Annotated in this window: 18 protein-coding genes; 10 read left to right on the forward strand and 8 right to left on the reverse strand. The window is 60.9% G+C overall.

Going from position 1 to position 19,998, the window contains the following annotated elements:
* Positions 1 to 107: 107 nt before the first annotated feature.
* The gene (locus C1N62_RS04950; protein ID WP_137762579.1) at positions 108 to 1,007 is read right to left on the reverse strand and encodes a TIGR01777 family oxidoreductase; all 900 of its coding nucleotides are present in this window, start codon (positions 1,005 to 1,007) and stop codon (positions 108 to 110) included.
* Positions 1,008 to 1,143: 136 nt separating this feature from the next.
* Positions 1,144 to 1,770 carry a GSH-dependent disulfide bond oxidoreductase gene (yfcG, locus tag C1N62_RS04955; protein ID WP_137762580.1) on the reverse strand — a complete coding sequence of 209 codons (627 nt, stop codon included), beginning with the start codon at positions 1,768 to 1,770 and terminating at the stop codon, positions 1,144 to 1,146.
* A gap of 412 nt (positions 1,771 to 2,182) precedes the next feature.
* Here yfcG and yfcD point away from each other — a divergent pair, with 412 nt between their 5' ends.
* Positions 2,183 to 2,785 (forward strand): NUDIX hydrolase YfcD, encoded by a 603-nt coding sequence (yfcD, locus tag C1N62_RS04960; RefSeq protein ID WP_137762581.1) that lies wholly within the window; start codon positions 2,183 to 2,185, stop codon positions 2,783 to 2,785.
* 45 nt (positions 2,786 to 2,830) lie between these two features.
* Here the strand turns inward: yfcD and C1N62_RS04965 are convergent, their stop codons facing one another.
* Complete coding sequence (locus C1N62_RS04965; RefSeq protein ID WP_137762582.1) at positions 2,831 to 3,850, reverse strand: LacI family DNA-binding transcriptional regulator; 1,020 nt, start codon at positions 3,848 to 3,850, stop codon at positions 2,831 to 2,833.
* A 297-nt stretch (positions 3,851 to 4,147) separates the two neighbouring features.
* Here C1N62_RS04965 and C1N62_RS04970 point away from each other — a divergent pair, with 297 nt between their 5' ends.
* From C1N62_RS04970 to C1N62_RS04990, 5 genes are all read left to right on the forward strand, one after another.
* Positions 4,148 to 4,591 carry a PTS sugar transporter subunit IIA gene (locus tag C1N62_RS04970; RefSeq protein WP_137762583.1) on the forward strand — a complete coding sequence of 148 codons (444 nt, stop codon included), beginning with the start codon at positions 4,148 to 4,150 and terminating at the stop codon, positions 4,589 to 4,591.
* Between the two features lie 79 nt (positions 4,592 to 4,670).
* Positions 4,671 to 4,952: a PTS sugar transporter subunit IIB gene (locus C1N62_RS04975; protein ID WP_137762584.1), complete on the forward strand. Its 282-nt coding sequence runs from the start codon at positions 4,671 to 4,673 to the stop codon at positions 4,950 to 4,952.
* A gap of 17 nt (positions 4,953 to 4,969) precedes the next feature.
* A complete protein-coding gene (locus tag C1N62_RS04980) occupies positions 4,970 to 6,364 on the forward strand; it encodes a PTS ascorbate transporter subunit IIC (protein WP_137762585.1) in 1,395 nt (464 codons plus the stop codon).
* On the forward strand, positions 6,361 to 7,200 hold the full coding sequence (locus C1N62_RS04985; RefSeq protein WP_137762586.1) for a transketolase: 840 nt from the start codon (positions 6,361 to 6,363) through the stop codon (positions 7,198 to 7,200). Before C1N62_RS04980 ends, C1N62_RS04985 begins: the two co-directional genes overlap by 4 nt.
* Entirely contained in the window at positions 7,193 to 8,164 is a 972-nt protein-coding gene (locus C1N62_RS04990) for a transketolase family protein (RefSeq protein ID WP_137762587.1), read from the forward strand. Before C1N62_RS04985 ends, C1N62_RS04990 begins: the two co-directional genes overlap by 8 nt.
* A 56-nt stretch (positions 8,165 to 8,220) precedes the next feature.
* Here C1N62_RS04990 and pta read toward each other — a convergent pair whose 3' ends face one another.
* Positions 8,221 to 10,374 carry a phosphate acetyltransferase gene (pta, locus tag C1N62_RS04995; protein WP_206057776.1) on the reverse strand — a complete coding sequence of 718 codons (2,154 nt, stop codon included), beginning with the start codon at positions 10,372 to 10,374 and terminating at the stop codon, positions 8,221 to 8,223.
* A gap of 78 nt (positions 10,375 to 10,452) precedes the next feature.
* Positions 10,453 to 11,655, reverse strand: a complete 1,203-nt coding sequence (ackA, locus tag C1N62_RS05000; RefSeq protein ID WP_137762589.1) for an acetate kinase — start codon at positions 11,653 to 11,655, stop codon at positions 10,453 to 10,455.
* A gap of 395 nt (positions 11,656 to 12,050) precedes the next feature.
* Between ackA and yfbV the strand changes: the two genes are divergently transcribed.
* The 4 genes from yfbV (at position 12,051) to C1N62_RS05020 (ending at position 15,724) form a co-directional block, all read left to right on the forward strand.
* Positions 12,051 to 12,506 carry a terminus macrodomain insulation protein YfbV gene (yfbV, locus tag C1N62_RS05005; RefSeq protein WP_137762590.1) on the forward strand — a complete coding sequence of 152 codons (456 nt, stop codon included), beginning with the start codon at positions 12,051 to 12,053 and terminating at the stop codon, positions 12,504 to 12,506.
* A gap of 124 nt (positions 12,507 to 12,630) precedes the next feature.
* On the forward strand, positions 12,631 to 13,125 hold the full coding sequence (locus C1N62_RS05010) for a YfbU family protein (protein ID WP_137764907.1): 495 nt from the start codon (positions 12,631 to 12,633) through the stop codon (positions 13,123 to 13,125).
* Between the two features lie 22 nt (positions 13,126 to 13,147).
* On the forward strand, positions 13,148 to 13,807 hold the full coding sequence (locus C1N62_RS05015) for a sugar phosphatase (RefSeq protein ID WP_137764908.1): 660 nt from the start codon (positions 13,148 to 13,150) through the stop codon (positions 13,805 to 13,807).
* An 87-nt stretch (positions 13,808 to 13,894) separates the two neighbouring features.
* Positions 13,895 to 15,724 carry an SLC13 family permease gene (locus C1N62_RS05020; RefSeq protein WP_137762591.1) on the forward strand — a complete coding sequence of 610 codons (1,830 nt, stop codon included), beginning with the start codon at positions 13,895 to 13,897 and terminating at the stop codon, positions 15,722 to 15,724.
* A 3-nt stretch (positions 15,725 to 15,727) separates the two neighbouring features.
* Here the strand turns inward: C1N62_RS05020 and yfbR are convergent, their stop codons facing one another.
* The 3 genes from yfbR to C1N62_RS05035 all read right to left on the reverse strand — a co-directional run bounded on the left by yfbR (position 15,728) and on the right by C1N62_RS05035 (position 19,492).
* Entirely contained in the window at positions 15,728 to 16,327 is a 600-nt protein-coding gene (gene yfbR / locus C1N62_RS05025; RefSeq protein ID WP_137762592.1) for a 5'-deoxynucleotidase, read from the reverse strand.
* 104 nt (positions 16,328 to 16,431) lie between these two features.
* Complete coding sequence (locus tag C1N62_RS05030) at positions 16,432 to 17,646, reverse strand: pyridoxal phosphate-dependent aminotransferase (RefSeq protein ID WP_137762593.1); 1,215 nt, start codon at positions 17,644 to 17,646, stop codon at positions 16,432 to 16,434.
* Between the two features lie 286 nt (positions 17,647 to 17,932).
* A complete protein-coding gene (locus C1N62_RS05035; protein WP_137762594.1) occupies positions 17,933 to 19,492 on the reverse strand; it encodes an MFS transporter in 1,560 nt (519 codons plus the stop codon).
* Positions 19,493 to 19,998 lie beyond the last annotated feature (506 nt).

Here is a 19,998-nt window from a genome sequence, read left to right on the forward strand (position 1 = left end):
CCCTGTGAAGTGTCGGTCAGTGGTGGGGCGGTGAACAGCGGCCGCCCTGCGAGAGTCTACACTGACCGCGCCCAACGGAGAAATTCCACCGGCGCGCAGGGAGAAGATCAGCGGCGCGCCAGCACGTTTTTCAGCGCGGGTTCCAGCTCGCCATAATGGAAGTGGAAACCGGCGGCCTCCAGCCGGCTGGGAATGGCGCGCTGGCCGGTCAGCACCAGCACCGCCGCCTCGCCCATCAGCAGCCGCACCATAAAGGCCGGCACGCGCAGGAAGGCCGGGCGGTGCAGCACATCCGCCAGCGTGGCGCTGAATTTGTCATTGTGCACCGGGTAGGGCGCGACCATGTTAAACGGCCCGCGCAACTCAGCGTGGTGGAGCAGGAACAGGATGGCGGAGACCATGTCATCGATATGGATCCACGGCAGGTACTGGCGGCCATTGCCAAAGGGGCCACCCAGCCCCAGCCGGAACGGCGGCAGCATCTTCTCCAGCGCGCCGCCGTGCGGGGCCAGCACCATGCCGGTACGTAGCAGGCAGACGCGGGTCTTGCCGCTGTCCACCGCCTGCGCCAGCTGCTCCCAGCGGGCGCAGAGCCGGTGGGTGAACTCGTCGTGCGGTGTCTCCTCCTCGGTGACCACCGCTTCGCCCTGATCGCCATAGTAACCGGTGGCGGAGCCGGAGATGAAAATGGCTGGCGGCGCGCTGCTGGCACGGATCAACGTGGCCAACCGCTCAGTAAGCTGCCAGCGGCTGTCACACAGGCGGCGCTTCTGCGCCTCGCTCCAGCGCCGGTCGGCGATCGGCTCGCCAGCCAGGTTGATTACGGCGTCGATGCCATCCAGCGTCGGCTGGCCGTCGAGCGACGCCCAGTAGGTGACGCCCTCGCCCAACAGGCTGCGGGCGCGCGCAACATTGCGCGTCACTACCGTCACCTGGTGGCGGGCCTGGAGTTGCGCGGTCAGGTGGCGGCCAATCAGGCCGGTTGCGCCGGTAATGAGCACTCGCATGGTGGGCTTCCTGTGGGATGTGGGCTTTTCTCAAGCATAGGCCATCCGACGCCGGGAGCGTAGGCAGGAGGCGGTGATTTTCACTGGAATCAAGGCGGTGGGGGGAGAGCGGCCCCCGCGCGGGGGCCGCGGGCGGTCACTTCTCCGCCAGCTTATAGGCCTTGATGGTGGCCGGTCGCAGGTTGATGCGCTCAAACCAGTTGCGCACCGCCGGGAACTGCGCCAGATCGATGCGCTGGCGCTCGTGGGAAACCACCCACGGGAAGGTGGCGATGTCCGCGATGCTGTAGTGGTCGCCAGCCAGCCACGGCTTCTTCTCCAACTGGGTATTCAGCACGCCATACAGGCGGCGGGTTTCGTTCTGGTAACGCTCAATCGCATAGGGCACCGGCTGCGGCGCGTAATGGGTGAAGTGGTGGTTCTGGCCGAGCATCGGCCCAAAACCGCCCACCTGCCAGAACAGCCACTGGAGCGTGGCGCTGCGCTCGCGCAGCTCCTGACTCAGCAGCTTGCCGCTCTTCTCCGCCAAATAGAGCAGGATGGCGCCGGACTCAAACACGCTGACCGGCAGGCCGCCGTCCACCGGCTGGTGGTCAACGATGGCCGGGATCTTGTTGTTCGGCGAGATGGCGAGAAAGGCAGGGTTAAATTGATCACCGGCACTGATGTCAATCGGATGGAGTCGGTAGGGCATCCCCGCTTCTTCCAGAAAGAGGGTGATTTTATGTCCGTTCGGGGTGGGTGCGTAATACAGGTCAATCATAGTGCCTCCTGCGTTGGGTGATCTGTAAGTCATTACACGGACGGGCATACGGCGCCGGCCCGCCATCCAAACTACCGGGCTAGGATAACAGCTAAGAATAGCAGGCAATGCGGGAATAATCCGGCTTTGCCAGCGCCCAGCGGACGACGCCGCGCTTGATGAAGGCAGGGCGTGGCGGATAAACTCCCTCGGCCAGGGCCACCGCCCGGCAGGCGAGGGATTTTGGCACCCGGTCACCCTAATGTACCGGTGCATTGTCCGCTTGCGTGGGAGAGAGCGGGTGGTCTATGGTCATAGTCACCCTTCTGCCATTTGTTTCAGAACGCCGCGCCAACGTGGTTGGCCGCTGTCAGTGCAAAACATAATAACCCTAACCGCGCGGATCTCGCGCCCAGAAAGAAGGTTTCAGAGGATGGATCAAGGTCAGACCGCAGACACTGAAGAGTGGGTGGACATCGTTAACGAGCAGAATGAAGTGATTGCTCAGTCCAGTCGTCAACAGATGCGCGCGCAACGGCTGCGCCATCGTGCCACCTATATCGTGGTGCATGATGGGATGGGCAAAATTCTGGTACAGCGCCGCACTGACAGCAAAGACTACTTCCCTGGCTGGCTGGATGCCACCGCCGGTGGGGTGGTGCAGCGCGGCGAGAATGTGCTCGACTCCGCCCGCCGTGAGGCGGAGGAGGAGCTGGGCATTGCCGGGGTGCCGTTCGCCGAGCATGGGATGTTCTATTTTGAGGATGAGCACTGCCGCGTCTGGGGCGGGCTGTTTAGCTGCGTCTCCCACGGGCCGTTCGCCTTGCAGGAGTCCGAGGTGGCAGAGGTGAACTGGATGCTGCCGGAGGAGATCACCGCGCGCTGTGACGAGTTCACGCCAGATTCACTGAAGGCGCTGTCACTCTGGCTGAGCCGTAACAACCAGCAGGAGTATGGGCGGCCACTGGTGCGCGAGGAGACACGGCGCACCAATGATGCCGCCGCCGCGGGCAGTGACGACGCCCCCGCCGCCTGACGCCACGCCCTACCTGAAAACGCCGGCCCCGAGCCGGCGTTTTTGTCAGCAGCTGTCGCGTCGGCAGAGGGTGGAGGGGAGCGGCTCCCCCGGTTGCCAGCGTTCGCCATTCAAGCGCGCCAGCAGCGCGCTGCCCGCCTGTATGCCAATCTCCCGGTGCGGCACCGTCATGGTGGTCAGCGGTGGCTGGCAGACCCGGCTGAACTCACTGTTGCCAAAGCCCACCACCGCCAGATGATCCGGCACGCGGATATGACGGCGCTGGCACTCGTAGAGCGCGCCGCAGGCCAGCTCATCAGAGGCGCACACCAGCGCATCCAGTTCCGGCCACGCCAGCAGGAACTCTGGCAGTTGCTGCGCGCCGGTGGTGAAGCTGGCTGGCTGGGCGGCGTTGATCACCCGGTGCGGCGACATATGGTTGCGCAGCAGCGCATTGTGCCAGCCCTGAAGATGTTGCTGGAAAATCCACTGCTCCTGATTGGCGCACAGCAAGCCAATGTGCTGATAACCATCAGTAATCAGCGTCTGCGTGAGTTGGTACATGGCGGCGACGTAATCGATGCCAATATTGATGTCGAGGGGATCGGCGCGCAGCGCGCCAATCTCCACCACCGGGATGGCGGCCGCCGCCAGCGCCTGCCGGGTGGCGGCGGTGTGCTCAACGCTAAGCAGCACCGCCGCCGCCAGATTGTAGGAGAGCAGCGTCTCCAGCAGTTGCTGCTCCCGCTCCAGCATATGTTGCGACTCGGCCAGCATGATCTGGTAACCCGCCGGTTGCAGCACCCGTTGCAGGCCAGCGAACATCTCCGCGCAGCCGGACTCCGACAGGCTCGGCACCACCATCGCCACCGTGTAGGAGGAGGCTGACGCCAGCGAACTGGCCGCCAGGTTGGGCAAGTAGCCCAATTCGCTCACCGCCGCCTCAATCTTCTCGCGCAGCTTGTCCGAAACCTGATCTGGCGTGCGTAGCGCCCGCGAAACCGTCATGGTGCCTACGCCCGCCAGCTGGGCCACATCGGCCAGCGTGACCCTTCCCGTGCTGCGTCGTTTCTTACCGATCGACATGTGTAATCCTGACTGACACGCGCGTCATGCGCGAAAACATCCCCTGCCGGGACGCCCGCCCCGGCACCTGCTCACTTCGCCCATTCTACCCGCCCCAACCGGCCACATCGATAAAAATAGGTCAGCCACGGGCATCAGGCTGGCCGCCTTTGATAGCGCTATCACAAAACCGTGTGTTGCTGTTTTGGTAGCGCTATCTTTGTGGGCGTTATCACAGTGGTGCGCGGAACCCTTGATTAAAGTTTACCCATTCCCGGCCGCGTTGGCCCTGACCGTACCGTTCAACAAGGAGGGCACATGTTAAACCAGTGGCTGACCGACGATCGTCTCCACTATTGCCGCGAGGTGGCAGACTGGCAGGAGGCCGTGCGCCTGAGTGCCCGGCCACTGCTGCAACAGGGAATCATTACCCCGGCCTATGTGGAGGCCATTTTTCGCCAGCACCAGACCCTTGGCCCCTATTTTGTGCTGGCACCCGGCCTGGCGATGCCCCATGCCCGGCCAGAGGAGGGTGCGACCGGGCTGGGGCTGTCGCTGCTCAAGCTGGGAAAGGGCGTCTGTTTCCACTCGGCCGACAACGACCCGGTGTCAGTGGTGGTGATGCTGGCCGCACCGGATGGCCATCGCCATCTGGAATTACTGTCGCAGCTGGCCGAACTGTTTTCCGATGACACCGCCATGCAGGAGTTATTTCATGCCCAGACCACCCAGCAGATAAGCACCGTTATTTCCCGTTTCTGATCTTCTTCGTAATGACAATCAAGCCCCGATCATCCGGGGCAGGGCTTCCCTACGCGTTAATTTGAACAAGGCGGACAAGATGAAAATTATGGCAATTTGCGGCTCCGGCCTCGGCAGCAGCTTCATGGTGGAGATGAACATCAAAAAAGTGCTGAAAAAATGGGAACTGGAGGCGGAGGTGGAACATGCCGATCTCTCCTCCGCCACGCCCGGCGCGGCAGACCTGTTCGTGATGGCGAAAGATATTGCCGACAGCGCCAGCGTACCGGCCGCGCAGGTGGTGGTGCTCAGCAACATCATTGATATCAATGAGCTGGAGAGCAAACTGCACGACTACTTCTCCAGCCGCTCCCTTCTCTAACCCTTGGCGAGGTGGATATGATTATCCAGGACACGCTTAAATTTATCGTCGATATCCTTAAGGTGCCGGCGGTGCTGGTGGGGCTGATTGCGATGATTGGCCTGCTGGCGCAGAAAAAAGCCTTCTCCGATGTGGTGAAGGGTACGGTGAAAACCATTCTGGGCTTTATTGTGCTCGGCGGCGGCGCGACGGTGCTGGTCAGTTCGCTCAACCCGCTCGGCGGCATGTTTGAATTCGCCTTCAATATTCAGGGCATCATTCCCAATAATGAGGCGATTGTCTCGATTGCGCTGGAGAAATATGGTGCCTCAACCGCGCTGATCATGGCGTTCGGCATGGTGGCGAACATTGTCGTCGCACGCTTTACCCGGCTGAAATATATCTTCCTGACCGGCCACCACACGTTTTATATGGCCTGCATGATCGGCATCATCCTGACGGTGGCCGGTTTCGAGGGCATCCCGCTGGTGTTCACCGGCGCGCTAACGCTGGGGCTGGTGATGGCGATCTTCCCGGCGCTGGCCCAACGCTATATGCAGCGCATCACCAATAATGACGGCATCGCCTTCGGCCACTTCGGCACCCTCGGCTATGTGCTGGCCGGCTGGATCGGCACGCGGGTCGGCAAGAACTCCCGCTCGACCGAGGAGATGAACCTGCCGAAAAACCTCAGCTTCCTGCGTGACAGCTCCATCTCCATCTCCCTCACCATGATGATCATCTACCTGATCATGGCGGTCTGCGCGGGCCGGGAGTATGTGGAGGCGCAGCTCAGCAGCGGCCAGAACTATCTGGTCTACGCCATTATCCAGGCCATCACCTTTGCCGCCGGGGTGTTTATCATCTTGCAGGGCGTGCGCCTGATCCTCGCCGAAATTGTGCCAGCCTTCACCGGCTTCTCCGAGAAGCTGGTACCCAATGCCCGCCCGGCGCTTGACTGCCCGGTGGTCTACCCCTACGCCCCCAATGCGGTGCTGATTGGCTTCCTGTTTAGCTTCCTTGGCGGGCTGGCCGGGCTGTTTTTGCTCGGGCAGATGAAGATGGTGCTGATCCTGCCCGGCGTGGTGCCGCACTTCTTTACCGGGGCGACGGCGGGGGTGTTCGGCAATGCCACCGGCGGCCGACGCGGCGCGATGCTCGGTGCCTTCGCCAATGGCCTGCTGATCACTTTCCTGCCCGTGCTGCTATTGCCGGTGCTCGGCGCGCTCGGTTTTGCTAACACCACCTTCTCCGACGCGGATTTCGGCGTGGTGGGCATCGTGCTGGGCAATATGGCGCGCTTCCTCTCCAAGGAGATGATCATGGGCGTGATTGTCGGCATCTTCGCGCTGCTGGTGGCGCATAACCTGATTGTTCAACGCAAGCGTGCGCCCTCGGCGGTCACGCCCCCGACAGAGAGGAGAGGAGAATGACGGTGACAGAGAAGCAGGCGCTGGCGCAGCTGGCGCGTGAGATCCGGGTGGAGACGCTGAAGGCGCTGACCACGCTGGGCTTCGGCCACTACGGCGGCTGTATGTCGGTGGTAGAGACGCTGGCGGTGCTCTATGGCGGCGTGATGCGCATCGACCCGAACCAGCCGCTGTGGCCGGAGCGCGACGCCTTTGTGCTGTCGAAAGGCCACGCCGGGCCAGCGCTCTACAGCACGCTGGCCATCAGGGGCTACTTCCCGCGCGCGCTGCTCGCCACGCTCAACCAGAACGGCACCCATCTGCCGAGCCACCCCGACCGGCTGCTGACCCGCGGCGTGGATGCCACCACCGGCTCGCTGGGGCAGGGGATCTCGATTGCCGCTGGCATGGCGCTCTCCCACAAGCTGGCGCGCCGCCGCAACCGGGTGTTCTGCATCGTCGGCGATGGCGAACTGAACGAGGGGCAGTGCTGGGAGGCGATCCAGTTTATCGCCCACCATGCGCTGCACAATTTGACGCTGTTTATCGACTACAACAAACAGCAACTGGATGGCCGACTGGAGGAGGTGATCAAGCCGTTCGACCTGCCCGGCAAGTTCCGCGCTTTTGGGTTTGAGGTGGTCACGGTGAAGGGGGATGACATTGCGGCGATCCATGAGGCGGTCGCCACGCCACGCGAACCGGGGCAGCCGCCGCTGGCGGTGATCCTCGACAGCATCAAGGGGCAGGGTGTGCCCTACCTCGAACAGATGGAGAACTCCCATCACCTGCGGCTGACGCCGGCGATGCGGGAAGAGATTGAGCAGGCAATCAACGTGCTGGAGGCAGCCTATGAGTAGCATCACAGGGCAACGGGAGGCGGATCAGGTGGAGATGCGCAAGGTCTACGCTGGCATGATCCGTCGGGAGATTGAGGCGGGGCAACCCATCATCGCGCTGGAGGCCGATTTGATGAGCTCAATGGCGATGGACAGCGTGCAGAAGGCGTACCCGGAGCATGTCATCAACTGCGGCATCATGGAGGCCAACGTGATGGGCGTGGCCGCTGGCCTCTCGCTGACCGGCCGTATCCCGTTCGTGCACACCTTTACTGCTTTCGCCAGCCGCCGCTGTTTTGATCAGCTATTTATGGCGCTGGATTACCAGCGCAACAACGTGAAGGTGATCGCCTCCGATGCCGGGGTGACGGCCTGCCACAACGGCGGCACCCATATGTCGTTTGAGGATATGGGCATTGTGCGCGGCCTGGCCCATGCGGTGGTGCTGGAGGTGACGGACGCCACCATGTTCGCGGCAATCCTGCAACAACTGCTGACCCGGGAGGGGTTCTACTGGGTGCGCACCATCCGTAAGCAGGCGACACGCATCTACCCGGAGGGGTATCGCTTCACCATCGGCAAGGGCAACGTGCTGCGCGACGGCGATGACATCACGCTGATCGCCAACGGCATCATGGTAGCGGAGGCGCTGACGGCAGCGGAAGAGCTGGCGGCGCGCGGGGTCAGTGCGGCAGTGATTGATATGTTTACCCTGAAGCCAATCGATCAGGCGCTGATTGCACGCTACGCCGCCAAAACTGGCCGGATCGTTACCTGCGAAAATCACAGCATCCATAACGGGCTGGGGTCGGCAGTGGCGGAGGTGCTGGTGGAGCACTGCCCGGTGCCGATGCGACGCGTGGGCGTCAGTGGCCGCTATGGGCAGGTGGGCACCCAAGCCTTTTTGCAGCAGGAGTATGGCCTGACCGCCAACCATATTGTGGCGGCCGCCGAGCAGTTGCTGGAGGCGCGTGTCAGCGGCTGATGGCGAGGCATAAAAAAACGCCGGCCCTGAGGCCGGCGTTTTTGTCAGCAACGCGGTTACGGCGTGACAGCCGCGGTTTGCTGCGCTTCCGCCTGCGCGGACTGGATGGCAGTCAGCGCCACGGTGTAGACGATGTCATCCACCAGTGCGCCACGGGAGAGGTCGTTCACCGGCTTGCGCATCCCCTGCAACATTGGGCCAATCGACACCAGATCCGCCGAGCGTTGCACCGCCTTGTAGGTAGTGTTGCCGGTGTTCAGATCTGGGAAGATAAAGACCGTCGCCTTGCCCGCCACCGGCGAGTTCGGGGCCTTGGAGAGGGCCACATCCGCCATGATGGCGGCGTCATATTGCAGCGGGCCATCGATCACCAGATCCGGGCGCTTCTCTTTCGCCAGACGCGTCGCTTCACGGACTTTCTCTACGTCGCTGCCCGCGCCAGAGGTGCCGGTGGAGTAGGAGATCATCGCCACGCGCGGCTCAATGCCGAAGGCCGCGGCGGAGTCGGCGGACTGGATGGCGATCTCAGAGAGCTGTTCGGCGGTCGGGTCTGGGTTGATGGCGCAGTCACCGTAGACCAGCACCTGATCCGGCAGCAGCATGAAGAACACCGACGAGACCAGCGAACTGCCCGGCGCGGTTTTGATCAGCTGCAACGGCGGACGGATGGTGTTGGCGGTGGTGTGTACCGCGCCGGAGACCAGCCCGTCCACTTCCCCCTGCTCCAGCATCAGCGTACCGAGCACCACGTTGTCTTCAAGCTGCTCGCGGGCGACCACTTCGGTCATGCCCTTGCTTTTACGCAGCTCCACCAGACGCGGCACATACTGTTCACGCACCTCTTCCGGGTTGATGATGTGCACGCCGTCACCAAGCGTCACGCCCTGTACTGCCGCGACGCGCTGGATCTCCTCGGGGTTGCCCAGCAGCACGCACTCGGCGATGCCGCGGTCGGCGCAGATGGCGGCGGCCTTGACGGTGCGCGGCTCATCGCCCTCCGGCAGCACGATGCGCTTGCCAGCCTTGCGCGCCAGTTCGGTCAGCTCATAACGGAAGGCTGGCGGTGACAGGCGACGCGGGCGCTCGGAGGCGGCGGTGAGGGACTCAATCCAGTCGCTGTTGATGTGGCTGGCCACATAGTTTTGCAGCTTCTCCACGCGCTGGTGGTCATCCGCTGGCAGCTCCAGGTTGAAGCTTTGCAGGCTGAGCGAGGTCTGCCAGGTGTTGGTATCCACCATGAACACCGGCAGGCCGGTCTGGAAGGCGCGTTCGCACAGGCCAGCGATGCGCGCGTCAATCTCATAGCCACCGGTCAGCAGCAGCGCGCCAATCTCGACGCCATTCATCGCCGCCAGACAGGCGGAGACCAGCACGTCCGGGCGATCGGCGGAGGTGACTAGCAGCGAGCCGGGGCGGAAGTGCTCCAGCATGTGCGGGATGCTGCGGGCGCAGAAGGTCACGGACTTCACGCGGCGGGTGTTGACGTCGCCCTCGTTGATGATGCGCGCGTTGAGGTGCTTTGCCATGTCGATGGCGCGGGTGGCGATCAGGTCAAAGCTCCACGGGATGCAGCCGAGTACCGGCAGCGGGCTGTTGGCGAACAGCAGTTTGGGATCGATGTGGCTGACCTGCGCCTTGGTGGAGTCATCAAAGATCTCGGAGAGATCCGGGCGGGTGCGCCCCTGCTCATCCACCGGGGCGTTGAGTTTGTTGATGATGACGCCGGTGATGTTTTTGTTGCGGCTGCCGCCGAAGCTGGAGCGCGCCAGCTCAATGCGCTCTTTCAGCTGCGCCGGGGAGTCATTGCCCAGCGCCAGCACGAAGACGATCTCGGCGTTCAGGGTCTTGGCGATCTCATAGTTGAGCGCGTTGGCGAACTGGTGCTTGCGGGTCGGCACCAGCCCTTCGACCAGCACCACCTCGGCATCCCGGGTGTTCTCATGGTAACGGGCGACAATCTCCTCCATCAACACGTCCTGCTGGTTGGAGCTGAGCAGCGACTCGACATGGCTCATGCGCAGCGGTTCGGCGGCGGTGATAGAGGAGTTGGCGCGAATAATGGTGGTGGTCTGATCCGGCGCATCGCCGCCAGCGCGCGGCTGGGCAATCGGCTTGAACACGCTCAGGCTGACGCCCTTCTGTTCCATGGCGCGAATCACGCCCAGGCTGACGCTGGTCAGGCCGACGCTGGTGCCGGTAGGAATGAGCATAATTGTACGGGACACGGCTTACCCTCTTTACAAGTGACTAAAACAACACCGTCAGCCGGAGCTGACGGTGGGCATTCTTTAGGCGGTGAGGCGGGCGGCGTCCTGCGCGATAACCAGCTCTTCGTTGGTTGGAATCACCAACGCCGGGCGGGTGCCATCCTTGTTGATGAAGCCAGCCTTGCCGAAACGGGCAGCCAGGTTGCGCTCGTGGTCAACTTCCAGACCCAGCAGGCCCAGTTTGTCCATCGCGAACTCACGCACCATCGCGGCGTTCTCACCGATGCCGCCGGTAAAGACCACGGCGTCCAGACGGCCTTCCATCAGCGCGGCGTAGGCGCCGATATATTTCGCCAGACGGTGGCAGAAGACATCCATTGCACGCTTGGCGTCCGCTTTCTCACCGTAGTTGTCTTCCACATAGCGGCAGTCGCTGGTCACTTCGGTCAGGCCGAGCAGGCCAGACTCTTTGGTCAGCAGCTTGTTGATCTCATCCACGCTCATGCCAAGGCTGTCATGCAGGTGGAAGACGATGGCCGGATCGATATCACCGCTGCGGGTGCCCATTACCAGACCCTCCAGCGGGGTCAGGCCCATGGAGGTGTCCACGCACTGGCCGTTGCGCACGGCAGTGACGGAGCCGCCGTTGCCGAGGTGGCAGGTGATGACGTTCAGCTCCTCCACCGGTTTGTTGAGCATCTTGGCCGCTTCCTGGGTCACATAGAAGTGGCTGGTGCCGTGCGCGCCGTAGCGGCGGATGCCATGCTCTTTATAGAGGTGGTAGGGCAGGGCATAGAGGTAGGACTCTTCCGGCATGGTTTGGTGGAACGCGGTATCAAACACGGCGACGTTCTTATCGGCCAGCTGTGGGAAGGCTTTGAGCGCCTCATTAATGCCGATCAGGTGGGCCGGGTTATGCAGGGGTGCAAATGAAGAGGCATCTTTGATACCCTGAAGCACGCTCTCGTCGATGATGGCGGAGGCAGTGAACTTCTCGCCGCCATGCACGATGCGGTGGCCGATGGCGACGAGCTGAGCGGATAGCTCTGGTTTCTGGGACAGGATGGTATTAACAATGAAGTGCAGGGCTTCGCTGTGGGCGGCGCCAGCGCCCAGCGCCGCGTCCTGTTTGCCGCCATCCATTTTCCACTTGATGCGGGCTTCCGGCAGATGGAAGCATTCGGCCAAACCAGAGATGTGTTCTTCACCGTTTGCCGCATCAATGATGGCAAATTTCAACGAAGAGCTACCACAATTAAGAACCAGTACCAGCTTACTCGACATGGAAGTACCTATTTATTGTTCGTGCCGTCCGCCACGGCGGAAGTGCAGCACGTGGTTAATAAATCATCGTCTGACATCAAGCGTAGCGCATAATGCCATTGACAATTATGATTAACATCATGGTGCCGGGGTTTCCGGTCATCATGAATAAAAATCGCTGATGTTGCTCGAAATGCGCGTAAAAACGTACAACAATTAATCAGTCCCGGTGCACTGCCACCGTGTTGCTTTGCCGGCCAGCAGAGAGCAAAATCTCCCTCTGAACGACGCCGCCAATAGGTCGAAGTAGGATAACGTTGGGGCTACGGAAAGACAAAATAAATTTGAATGCACTAAAGTAAAGTTTGTGCATTGCAAGTTATTTTTAACTTTTATCAAAGAAGTTGAGGTGCTGTATGACAACCAAACCCTCCGGTTCTGTCAGCTGGTTCCAGATTTTCCAGCGCGGGCAGCACTATATGAAAACCTGGCCGGCCGACAAACGTCTGGCGCCCATGTTCCCGGAGAACCGGGTGTCACGGGTTACCCGCTTCGCCATCACCTTTATGCCACCGCTGGCGGTCTTCACGCTGACCTGGCAGATCGCGCTGGGCGGCCAGCTTGGCCCGGCCATCGCCACCGCGCTGTTTGCCTGTAGCCTGCCGATGCAGGGGCTGTGGTGGCTCGGGCGCCGCGCCGTCACGCCGTTGCCGCCGACGCTGCTGCACTGGTTTCATGAGGTGCGCAACAAGCTGACCGATGCCGGTCAGGCGCTGGCACCGGTCGAAGGCACGCCCACGTATCAGGCGCTGGCGGATGTGCTGAAACGCGCCTTTAAACAACTGGATAAAACATTCCTGGACGACCTGTAATCTGCCGCAGGCGCGGGCCGGGGCAAAAACCCCGGTTGCGTCAAAGAATCGCCAGCTTGTCATACATCATCCCGGTCAATATGCGATGCTGCCGCCGTCGATATGCCTTAACCAGGAGCCTATGATGGAAATGACCCATGCCCAGCGTCTTATCCTTTCCAACCAATACCAGATCATGGCGATGCTAGATCCTGACCACGCACCGCGTTACCGCCGGTTGCAGACGATTATCGAGCACGGCTACGGCCTGCAGATGCGCGAGCTGGACCATGAGTTCGGTGCGCTGCCAGAGGCGCTGTGTCGCACTATTTTAGAGATCATGGAGATGCACCACGCCTTGCAAGTCTCCTTTGAGTTGCTCAACACGCCCGACGGCGTTGACCCACGGCGTCTGGTGTTCCGTGGCTTTGACGCGACGACCGAGGCGCGCTACCTCGGCTATGTCCGCTTCCTGACGGAGAGCGAGGGGCGCTATCCCCAATTCGAGGCCGGGGCGCACCACTTTGACGCCCAGACCGCCATGTGGGACAAATACCAGCGGATGCTGGCCGCCTGGCGCGCCTGCCCGCGCCAGTACCATCTCAGTGCGGTGGAAATCGCGCAAATCATCAATGCCTGACCTATAGGGAGAGAGTATGCCTTTGGAGTGCAAAGGGTTTCTGTTTGACCTGGACGGAACGTTAGTCGATTCACTGGCGGCCGTGGAACATGCCTGGACCGCGTGGGCCACGCGCCGCGGCGTCTCACCAGACGAGGTGCTGGACTTTATCCACGGCAAGCAGGCCATCACCTCGTTGCGCCACTTTATGCCGGGTGAGAGCGAAGAGGCGATCCAGCAGGAGTTTCTGGCTCTCGAGCAGGCGGAAGCCGCCGACACCGAGGGGGTGCGGGCGCTGCCCGGCGCGGTGCGCCTGCTCAACCAGCTGGATGAGCTGGGCATTCCTTGGGCGATTGTCACTTCCGGCACGGTGCCGGTGGCCCATGCCCGCCATGCGGCCGCTGGCCTGCCCACGCCAAAGGTCTTCATTACCGCCGAGCAGGTGAAACATGGCAAACCGGAACCCGATCCCTATCTGTTGGGGGCGGAGAAGCTGGGCCTGCCGCCGCAGGCCTGCGTGGTGGTAGAGGATGCCCCGGCCGGCATACTGTCGGGCCTCGCCGCAGGCTGCCACGTGGTGGCGGTCAATGCGCCCGCGGAGACGCCAAAGCTGGATCAGGTGGACATAGCGCTCACCACGCTGGAGGCGTTGCAGGTCGAGAAGCACGGCGAACGCATTACCGTCAAGGCCCTTCAGGCCTGAATCTGCACCAAACATGATTAAGCCCCGCACGAGCGGGGCTTTTTTATGCGATGCTGCCCGCCGGTTTAAATCAGGGGGGAAGAGCGTGTGAACGGCCAACTTATTTGGGTAACTTGCCTGCTGCTGGTTGCCATCTACCTGTTTGCCAGCAACCGGCTGCGCATGGATGTGGTGGCGCTGCTGGTGATTGTGGCCTTTGTGCTGAGCGGCACGCTGACAGCCAGTGAGGCGCTGGCGGGGTTCAGCGATCCCAATGTGATCCTGATTGCGGCACTGTTTGTGATTGGCGAGGGGCTGGTGCGTACCGGCGTTGCCTACCAGCTCGGCGACTGGCTGGTGAAAGTCGCAGGCAGCAGTGAACTGCGGCTGATGGTGCTGTTAATGGCCAGTGTCGCCGGGCTGGGGGCCTTTATGAGTTCCACCGGCGTGGTGGCGATTTTCATTCCGGTGGCGTTGAGCGTGGCGGCGCGGATGCGCATCGACCCGGCGCGCCTGATGATGCCGCTCAGCTTTGCCGGCCTGATCAGCGGCATGATGACGCTGGTGGCGACGGCACCGAATATGGTGGTGAACAGCGAACTGTTGCGCGAGGGCTACCGGGGCTTCGGTTTCTTTGCCGTCACGCCGGTTGGGGTGGTGGTGCTGGTGCTCGGTATCCTCTACATGCTGGTGGCGCGGCGCTGGCTGGGCGGCCGCCGGGGCGAGGCGCAGGAGGAGCGCTCACGCCGCACCTTCCGTGACCTGATTCGCGACTACCGGCTGGCGGGCCGCGCCCGGCGGCTGGCGGTGCGCCCCGGATCGCCGCTAGTGGGGCTGGCGCTGGATGACCTCAACCTGCGCGCCAACTACCGCGCCAACATTATCGCCATTGAACGCTGGCGGCGCTTCCGCCGTATCATGGTCAGCGTGGGCAGCGGCACCGAGCTGCGCGCTGGCGACGTGCTGCTGATTGACATGGCCGACCCGGAGATTGACGTCCGCAAATTTTGCAGCGAACAGCAACTGGAGCCACGGGTGCTGCGCGGTGACTACTTCTCTGAGCAGGCGCGCGCCGTGGGGATGGCAGAGATCGCCCTCAGCCCGGAGTCGGAACTGCTGGGCAAGAGCCTGCGAGAGATCGGCTTTCGCCGCCGTTACGGATTGAACGTGGTCGGCCTGCGGCGGCAGGGGGAGACGCTGCCGGGTACGCTGGTGGACGAGGCGCTGATGCCCGGCGACCTGCTGCTGGTGGTGGGCGACTGGAAGTTAATCCGCCAGCTCCAGCAACAGACGCGTGACGTGATTGTACTGACGCTGCCAGCGGAGGTGGATGAGGTGGCCCCAGCAGTCAATCAGGCTCCCCACGCGCTCTTCTGTCTGGCGTTGATGGTGGCGCTGATGGTGACGGATGAGGTGCCGAACGTGGTTGCCGCGCTGGTGGCCTGTTTGCTGATGGGCCGTTTCCGCTGCATTGATATGGAGAGCGCCTACCGCGCCATCCATTGGCCGAGCCTGATTTTGATCGTCGGCATGATGCCGTTCGCTCAGGCGTTGCAGAACAGCGGCGGCATTGCCCTGATTGTGCAGGGCCTGATGGATCTGACCGGCGGCGCTGGCCCGCGCATGATGCAGTTCAGTTTGTTTGTGCTGTGCGCGACCATCGGGTTGTTTATCTCCAACACCGCCACGGCGGTACTGATGGCGCCGATTGGCATCGCCGCCGCGCAGCAGATGGGCGTGTCGCCCTATCCCTTTACCCTGACCATCGCCATTGCCGCCTCTGCGGCCTTTATGACGCCGGTCTCCTCGCCAGTGAATACGCTGGTGATGGCACCGGGCAACTACCGGTTTGGGGATTTTGTGCGCCTCGGCGTGCCCTTCACGCTGCTGGTGATGGCCGTTACCCTCTGTCTGGTGCCGTGGCTGTTCCCGTTCTAGCGGTTACAGGGCGCTGTCGAGGCTGATTTCATCCAGCGACAGGCTGAAGCTGGGCACGAACACTTCCATGAAATAGCCCATCTCCGGGCTATGCCGCTGCGCCAGCGTCTTCTCCAGCCGCGCCTTGGCGAGGGTGAACTCATGGTTGCCAGCTGACAGCTCCTCCAGACACTTCAGGTAAGCGCAGAGGGCATCGGCCTGCTTGACCACTAACTTCTCCTCTTCGCTGTAGCAGTGCTCATCCAGCAGCGGGCGGAAGTCGTTCTGCAACTCCTCCGGCAGCATCTCCAGCAGCTTTTGCTGGGCGATCTTCTCAATCTTTTTGTACTCATGCGCAATCTGCGGGTTGTAGTACTTCACCGGCGTCGGCAGATCACCGGTGATCACCTCGCTGGCGTCATGGTACATCGCCAGCAGTGCCACGCGCTCGGCGTTAAGGTTGCCGTTGAATTTCCGGTTTTTGATCAGCGCCAGCGCGTGGGCGACAAATGCCACCTGCAAACTGTGTTCAGAGACATTTTCCGTGCGCACGTTGCGCATCAGCGGCCAGCGGTTGATCAATTTCAGGCGGGAGAGATAGGCAAAAAAGTGGCTTTGGCTCATGGACGGCTCTCAACATGGCGAAGGAGAGCCACATTGTGCGGATTCACCGCCCAAGATGCAAACGCCGGGCAGGGTGCCCGGCGTAAAGGGGAGTGCGATGGCGTTTACTGGTGGTAGTTTTCCAGGAAGCGGCCAAATTTGTTTACCGCCATCTCCAGCTCATCCACCCGTGGCAGGGTGACAATGCGCACGTGGTCAGGGTAGGGCCAGTTGAAGGCCGAGCCTTGCACCAGCAGCACCTTCTCCTGCAGCAGCAGATCCAGCACCAGTTTCTGGTCGTCATGGATGTTGAAGCGCTTGGCGTCGATTTTCGGGAACATATAGAGCGCACCGCGCGGTTTCACGCAGGAGACGCCCGGAATGTCATTGATCAGCTCCCAGGCGCGGTTGCGCTGCTCCACCAGACGGCCACCCGGCTGGATGAACTCGCTAATGCTCTGATAGCCGCCCAACGCAGTCTGGATGGCATGTTGCATCGGCACGTTGGCGCACAGGCGCATCGACGCCAGCATCTCCAGCCCCTCGATATAGCCCTTGGCATGGCTCTTCGGCCCATTCAGCACCATCCAGCCCTGACGGAAGCCCGCGACGCGGTAGGTCTTGGAGAGGCCGTTGAAGGTGACGGTCAGCAGATCCGGCGCCAGTGAGGCGATGGAGATGTGCTCCGCTTCGTCATACAGGATCTTGTCGTAGATCTCATCGGCAAAGATGATCAGGTTGTGCTGGCGGGCGATCTCCACGATCTCCATCAGCAGCTCTTTGCTGTAGACCGCACCGGTCGGGTTGTTCGGGTTGATGATCACGATACCGCGGGTGCGCGGGGTGATTTTGCTTCGGATGTCATCCAGATCCGGGAACCAGTCGGACTCCTCATCACACAGGTAGTGCACGGCCTTGCCGCTGGAGAGGGAGACGGCGGCCGTCCACAGTGGGTAGTCTGGGGCCGGCACCAGCATTTCGTCACCCAGGTTCAGCAGCGCCTGCATCGACTGCACAATCAGCTCGGAGACACCGTTGCCGATGTAGATATCTTCCACGGTGATATCGCGCATGTTGCGCGCCTGATAGTGCTGCATGATCGCCTTGCGGGCGGAGAACAGCCCTTTGGAGTCACAGTAGCCCTGCGCCGTCGGCAGGTTGCGGATGACGTCGACCAGAATTTCATCAGGGGCTTCAAAGCCAAAGGGAGCCGGGTTACCGATGTTCAGTTTGAGGACTTTGTTGCCCTCCTCTTCAAGGCGTTTTGCCTCTTTGAGGACTGGGCCGCGGATGTCATAACAGACGTTGTCCAGTTTGCTGGATTTTTCAATGGGGGACATAAACAAGTGAGCCTTTTTGCCGGAGTAGCGTGCCCCTACCGTGGAACACTGCAATCTGCACAATGTACTCCGACCGATCGGGCTTTTGAAGGGCACCGCTCCCTTTTGGTGCAAATGGTTGCACAGAGGGAGCGGCGTAAATGAAGCAAAGGCAAAGGGGCGGGAGTGCAGAGTAATTGTTTAGCATTTTGCTAAATTTTAGCATTAAGTACTGATGAATGGCCCCTGTCGTAAAGATAACTCTCCAGCTGCCTGCCGCCTGTCAAACAGGCGGCAGACAAGGGGATCACACCGGGCGCTCGTCCAGGTTGCGCCGGGCGCGTTGCTGGCTCAGGTAACCGATATCATTGTTGCCCCACAGCTTCTCATAGGGCATACCCGCCAGCAGTTCGACGGTGGCGCGTGCCTGCGGTGAAACCTGCTCCGGCACTGGGCGGCCCGCCTCCTTGATGCGTAGCGTCTCCTCACGCAGCGTCTGGTGGGTCTGTAGGTTGAGTTTGAAGCGCAGGGAGATCAGGAAACCGCAGGTCAGTACCAGCACGGTGCCGACGCTCAGGATCAGCAGGATGGTATTGCGCACCTCTGGCACCTGTTCGCTCTGGCCGGAGACAAATCCGCCAGCCTGCATCGCAATGCCCACCAGCATCACGGCACCCGCCTGCGACGCCTTGCGCGTCAGGGTCATGATGCCAGCGAAAATCCCCTCACGGCGCTGGCCGGTGATCACCTCATCCACGTCAGCAATGTAGGTATAGATGTTCCACGGCACATAGTTGATGCCGCCGCGGCCAAGGCCAGCCACCGCTGAGATGAACAGCAGCGCGGTCATGCTGTCATGCATGTTGCTGAAGTAGAGCAGGGCGTAGGAGAAGGCGCTCAGGCCAAACAGCGTCACCACCATGCGGTAGGAGGGGGCTGGCCCGAGGCGGATACAGAGCGGAATCATGCCAATCACCGCGATGAATTGCAGGATAGCCATGGTGCCCATCAGGTTGGAGGCGATGGTGGCGCTCTGCATCAACACAAACACCACATAGTAGGTGAACACCGCGTTAAAGACATCCTGTGCGATGTAACCCCCTAAATACATACCCAAATGCTGGCGGAAAATCCGGATACGGAAGGTTGAGGCAAGTTCGGTAATCAGCCGGCGCAAACTCTGGCCGAGCGTCAACTGCCGGTTGGCCTGCATCGCGGCAATCTGTTCGCTGGACATCTCCTCCCGCGGCCGCTCCCAGGTAAAGCAGTAGACCAGCGTCAGCACGATGGCGCAGATAACGGAGAACACCAGACTCGCATAGAAGAAGGAGATGGCGTTGTCCTTGCCAAAGATGCCGAGCAGGATGCCGGGGAGGAAGGCGGCCAGAATGGCGGAGAGCTGCGCCATGGCGATGCGAGCGCCAGAGAACTTGGTCTTCTGCTTGAAGTCATCGGTCATCTCCGGTACCAGCGTCTCATAGGGCACCAGGATCATGGTATAGACCACGTCGAAGAAGAGGTAAGTCAGCAGATAGTACCAGTAGCTCATATCGCCAACCCACATCAGGCTATAGCTGAATACCGCGGGAATACCGAGCAGAATAAAGAACTTACGCCGGCCAAATCGCTTGCCCAGCCAGGTATCGCCAAAATTATCGGTCAAAAAGCCCATCAGCGGACTGACCACCGCATCCAGCACGCGCGCCATGGCAAAAATAAATGTCGCTTCAATCGGCGTCAGGCCGCAGAATGTTGTGTAAAAATAGAGCAGCCAGGCAGCGGTCAGGGCCGTGGTGCCGGCACCGAGAAAATCACCTGACCCGTAGGAGAGATAATGGTGCAAACCTATTTTTCGTTTTGTATTCATTATATATACCTCGAACCGACTCGCTATGCCGGTGTGGGAGAGAACGACCAGTGGGCATTAGGCTAAGCGGGGCGGCAAGCGGAAACCTTTTTATCGTTGCCAATCACTTTTTCGCGATGGCAAATGTCCAAAGGGGGAGGGGGCGAGCTTCACAATTCTTACTTAATGCGCAGGCAAAATAATTAAGCCTGAACATTCTGCTTACCGGTTAAAACGATAAAAAACCAATAATGAATTGGGCCGGGGGAAAAGAATTGAAAATTATTGTGATAAATTTGAGTGAAGTTACGGGTGAAATCGTGAAATTTTCATTTTAGTGTGATGAAATTATCATAAATCCTGTTGCGATTAATCTGATGAGTAATAAAGTTATTAAGGCAGCAAATACTAAACCGGTTGTCAGTTACAGCCTGCCTGAATACTGTTATTATTTCTTAACAGTGCGGGTTGGTATAGCGCACTTTCATAATTTAACCTATTTCATCTTGTTGCATCGCCCTTAAAAA

Origin of the sequence: Nissabacter sp. SGAir0207, from assembly GCF_005491205.1 — a bacterium.
Lineage (GTDB): Bacteria > Pseudomonadota > Gammaproteobacteria > Enterobacterales > Enterobacteriaceae > Chimaeribacter.

Coding starts and splice junctions, on each gene's coding strand:
- C1N62_RS05010 (WP_137764907.1), top strand. CDS start 12,631: ATGGAAATGACCCATGCCCAGCGTCTTATCCTTTCCAACCAATACCAG.
- ackA (WP_137762589.1), bottom strand. CDS start 11,655: ATGTCGAGTAAGCTGGTACTGGTTCTTAATTGTGGTAGCTCTTCGTTG.
- C1N62_RS04980 (WP_137762585.1), top strand. CDS start 4,970: ATGATTATCCAGGACACGCTTAAATTTATCGTCGATATCCTTAAGGTG.
- C1N62_RS05035 (WP_137762594.1), bottom strand. CDS start 19,492: ATGAATACAAAACGAAAAATAGGTTTGCACCATTATCTCTCCTACGGG.
- C1N62_RS05030 (WP_137762593.1), bottom strand. CDS start 17,646: ATGTCCCCCATTGAAAAATCCAGCAAACTGGACAACGTCTGTTATGAC.
- C1N62_RS04990 (WP_137762587.1), top strand. CDS start 7,193: ATGAGTAGCATCACAGGGCAACGGGAGGCGGATCAGGTGGAGATGCGC.
- C1N62_RS04970 (WP_137762583.1), top strand. CDS start 4,148: ATGTTAAACCAGTGGCTGACCGACGATCGTCTCCACTATTGCCGCGAG.
- pta (WP_206057776.1), bottom strand. CDS start 10,374: ATGCTCATTCCTACCGGCACCAGCGTCGGCCTGACCAGCGTCAGCCTG.
- yfbR (WP_137762592.1), bottom strand. CDS start 16,327: ATGAGCCAAAGCCACTTTTTTGCCTATCTCTCCCGCCTGAAATTGATC.
- C1N62_RS04975 (WP_137762584.1), top strand. CDS start 4,671: ATGAAAATTATGGCAATTTGCGGCTCCGGCCTCGGCAGCAGCTTCATG.
- yfcD (WP_137762581.1), top strand. CDS start 2,183: ATGGATCAAGGTCAGACCGCAGACACTGAAGAGTGGGTGGACATCGTT.
- C1N62_RS04965 (WP_137762582.1), bottom strand. CDS start 3,850: ATGTCGATCGGTAAGAAACGACGCAGCACGGGAAGGGTCACGCTGGCC.
- C1N62_RS04985 (WP_137762586.1), top strand. CDS start 6,361: ATGACGGTGACAGAGAAGCAGGCGCTGGCGCAGCTGGCGCGTGAGATC.
- yfcG (WP_137762580.1), bottom strand. CDS start 1,770: ATGATTGACCTGTATTACGCACCCACCCCGAACGGACATAAAATCACC.
- yfbV (WP_137762590.1), top strand. CDS start 12,051: ATGACAACCAAACCCTCCGGTTCTGTCAGCTGGTTCCAGATTTTCCAG.
- C1N62_RS04950 (WP_137762579.1), bottom strand. CDS start 1,007: ATGCGAGTGCTCATTACCGGCGCAACCGGCCTGATTGGCCGCCACCTG.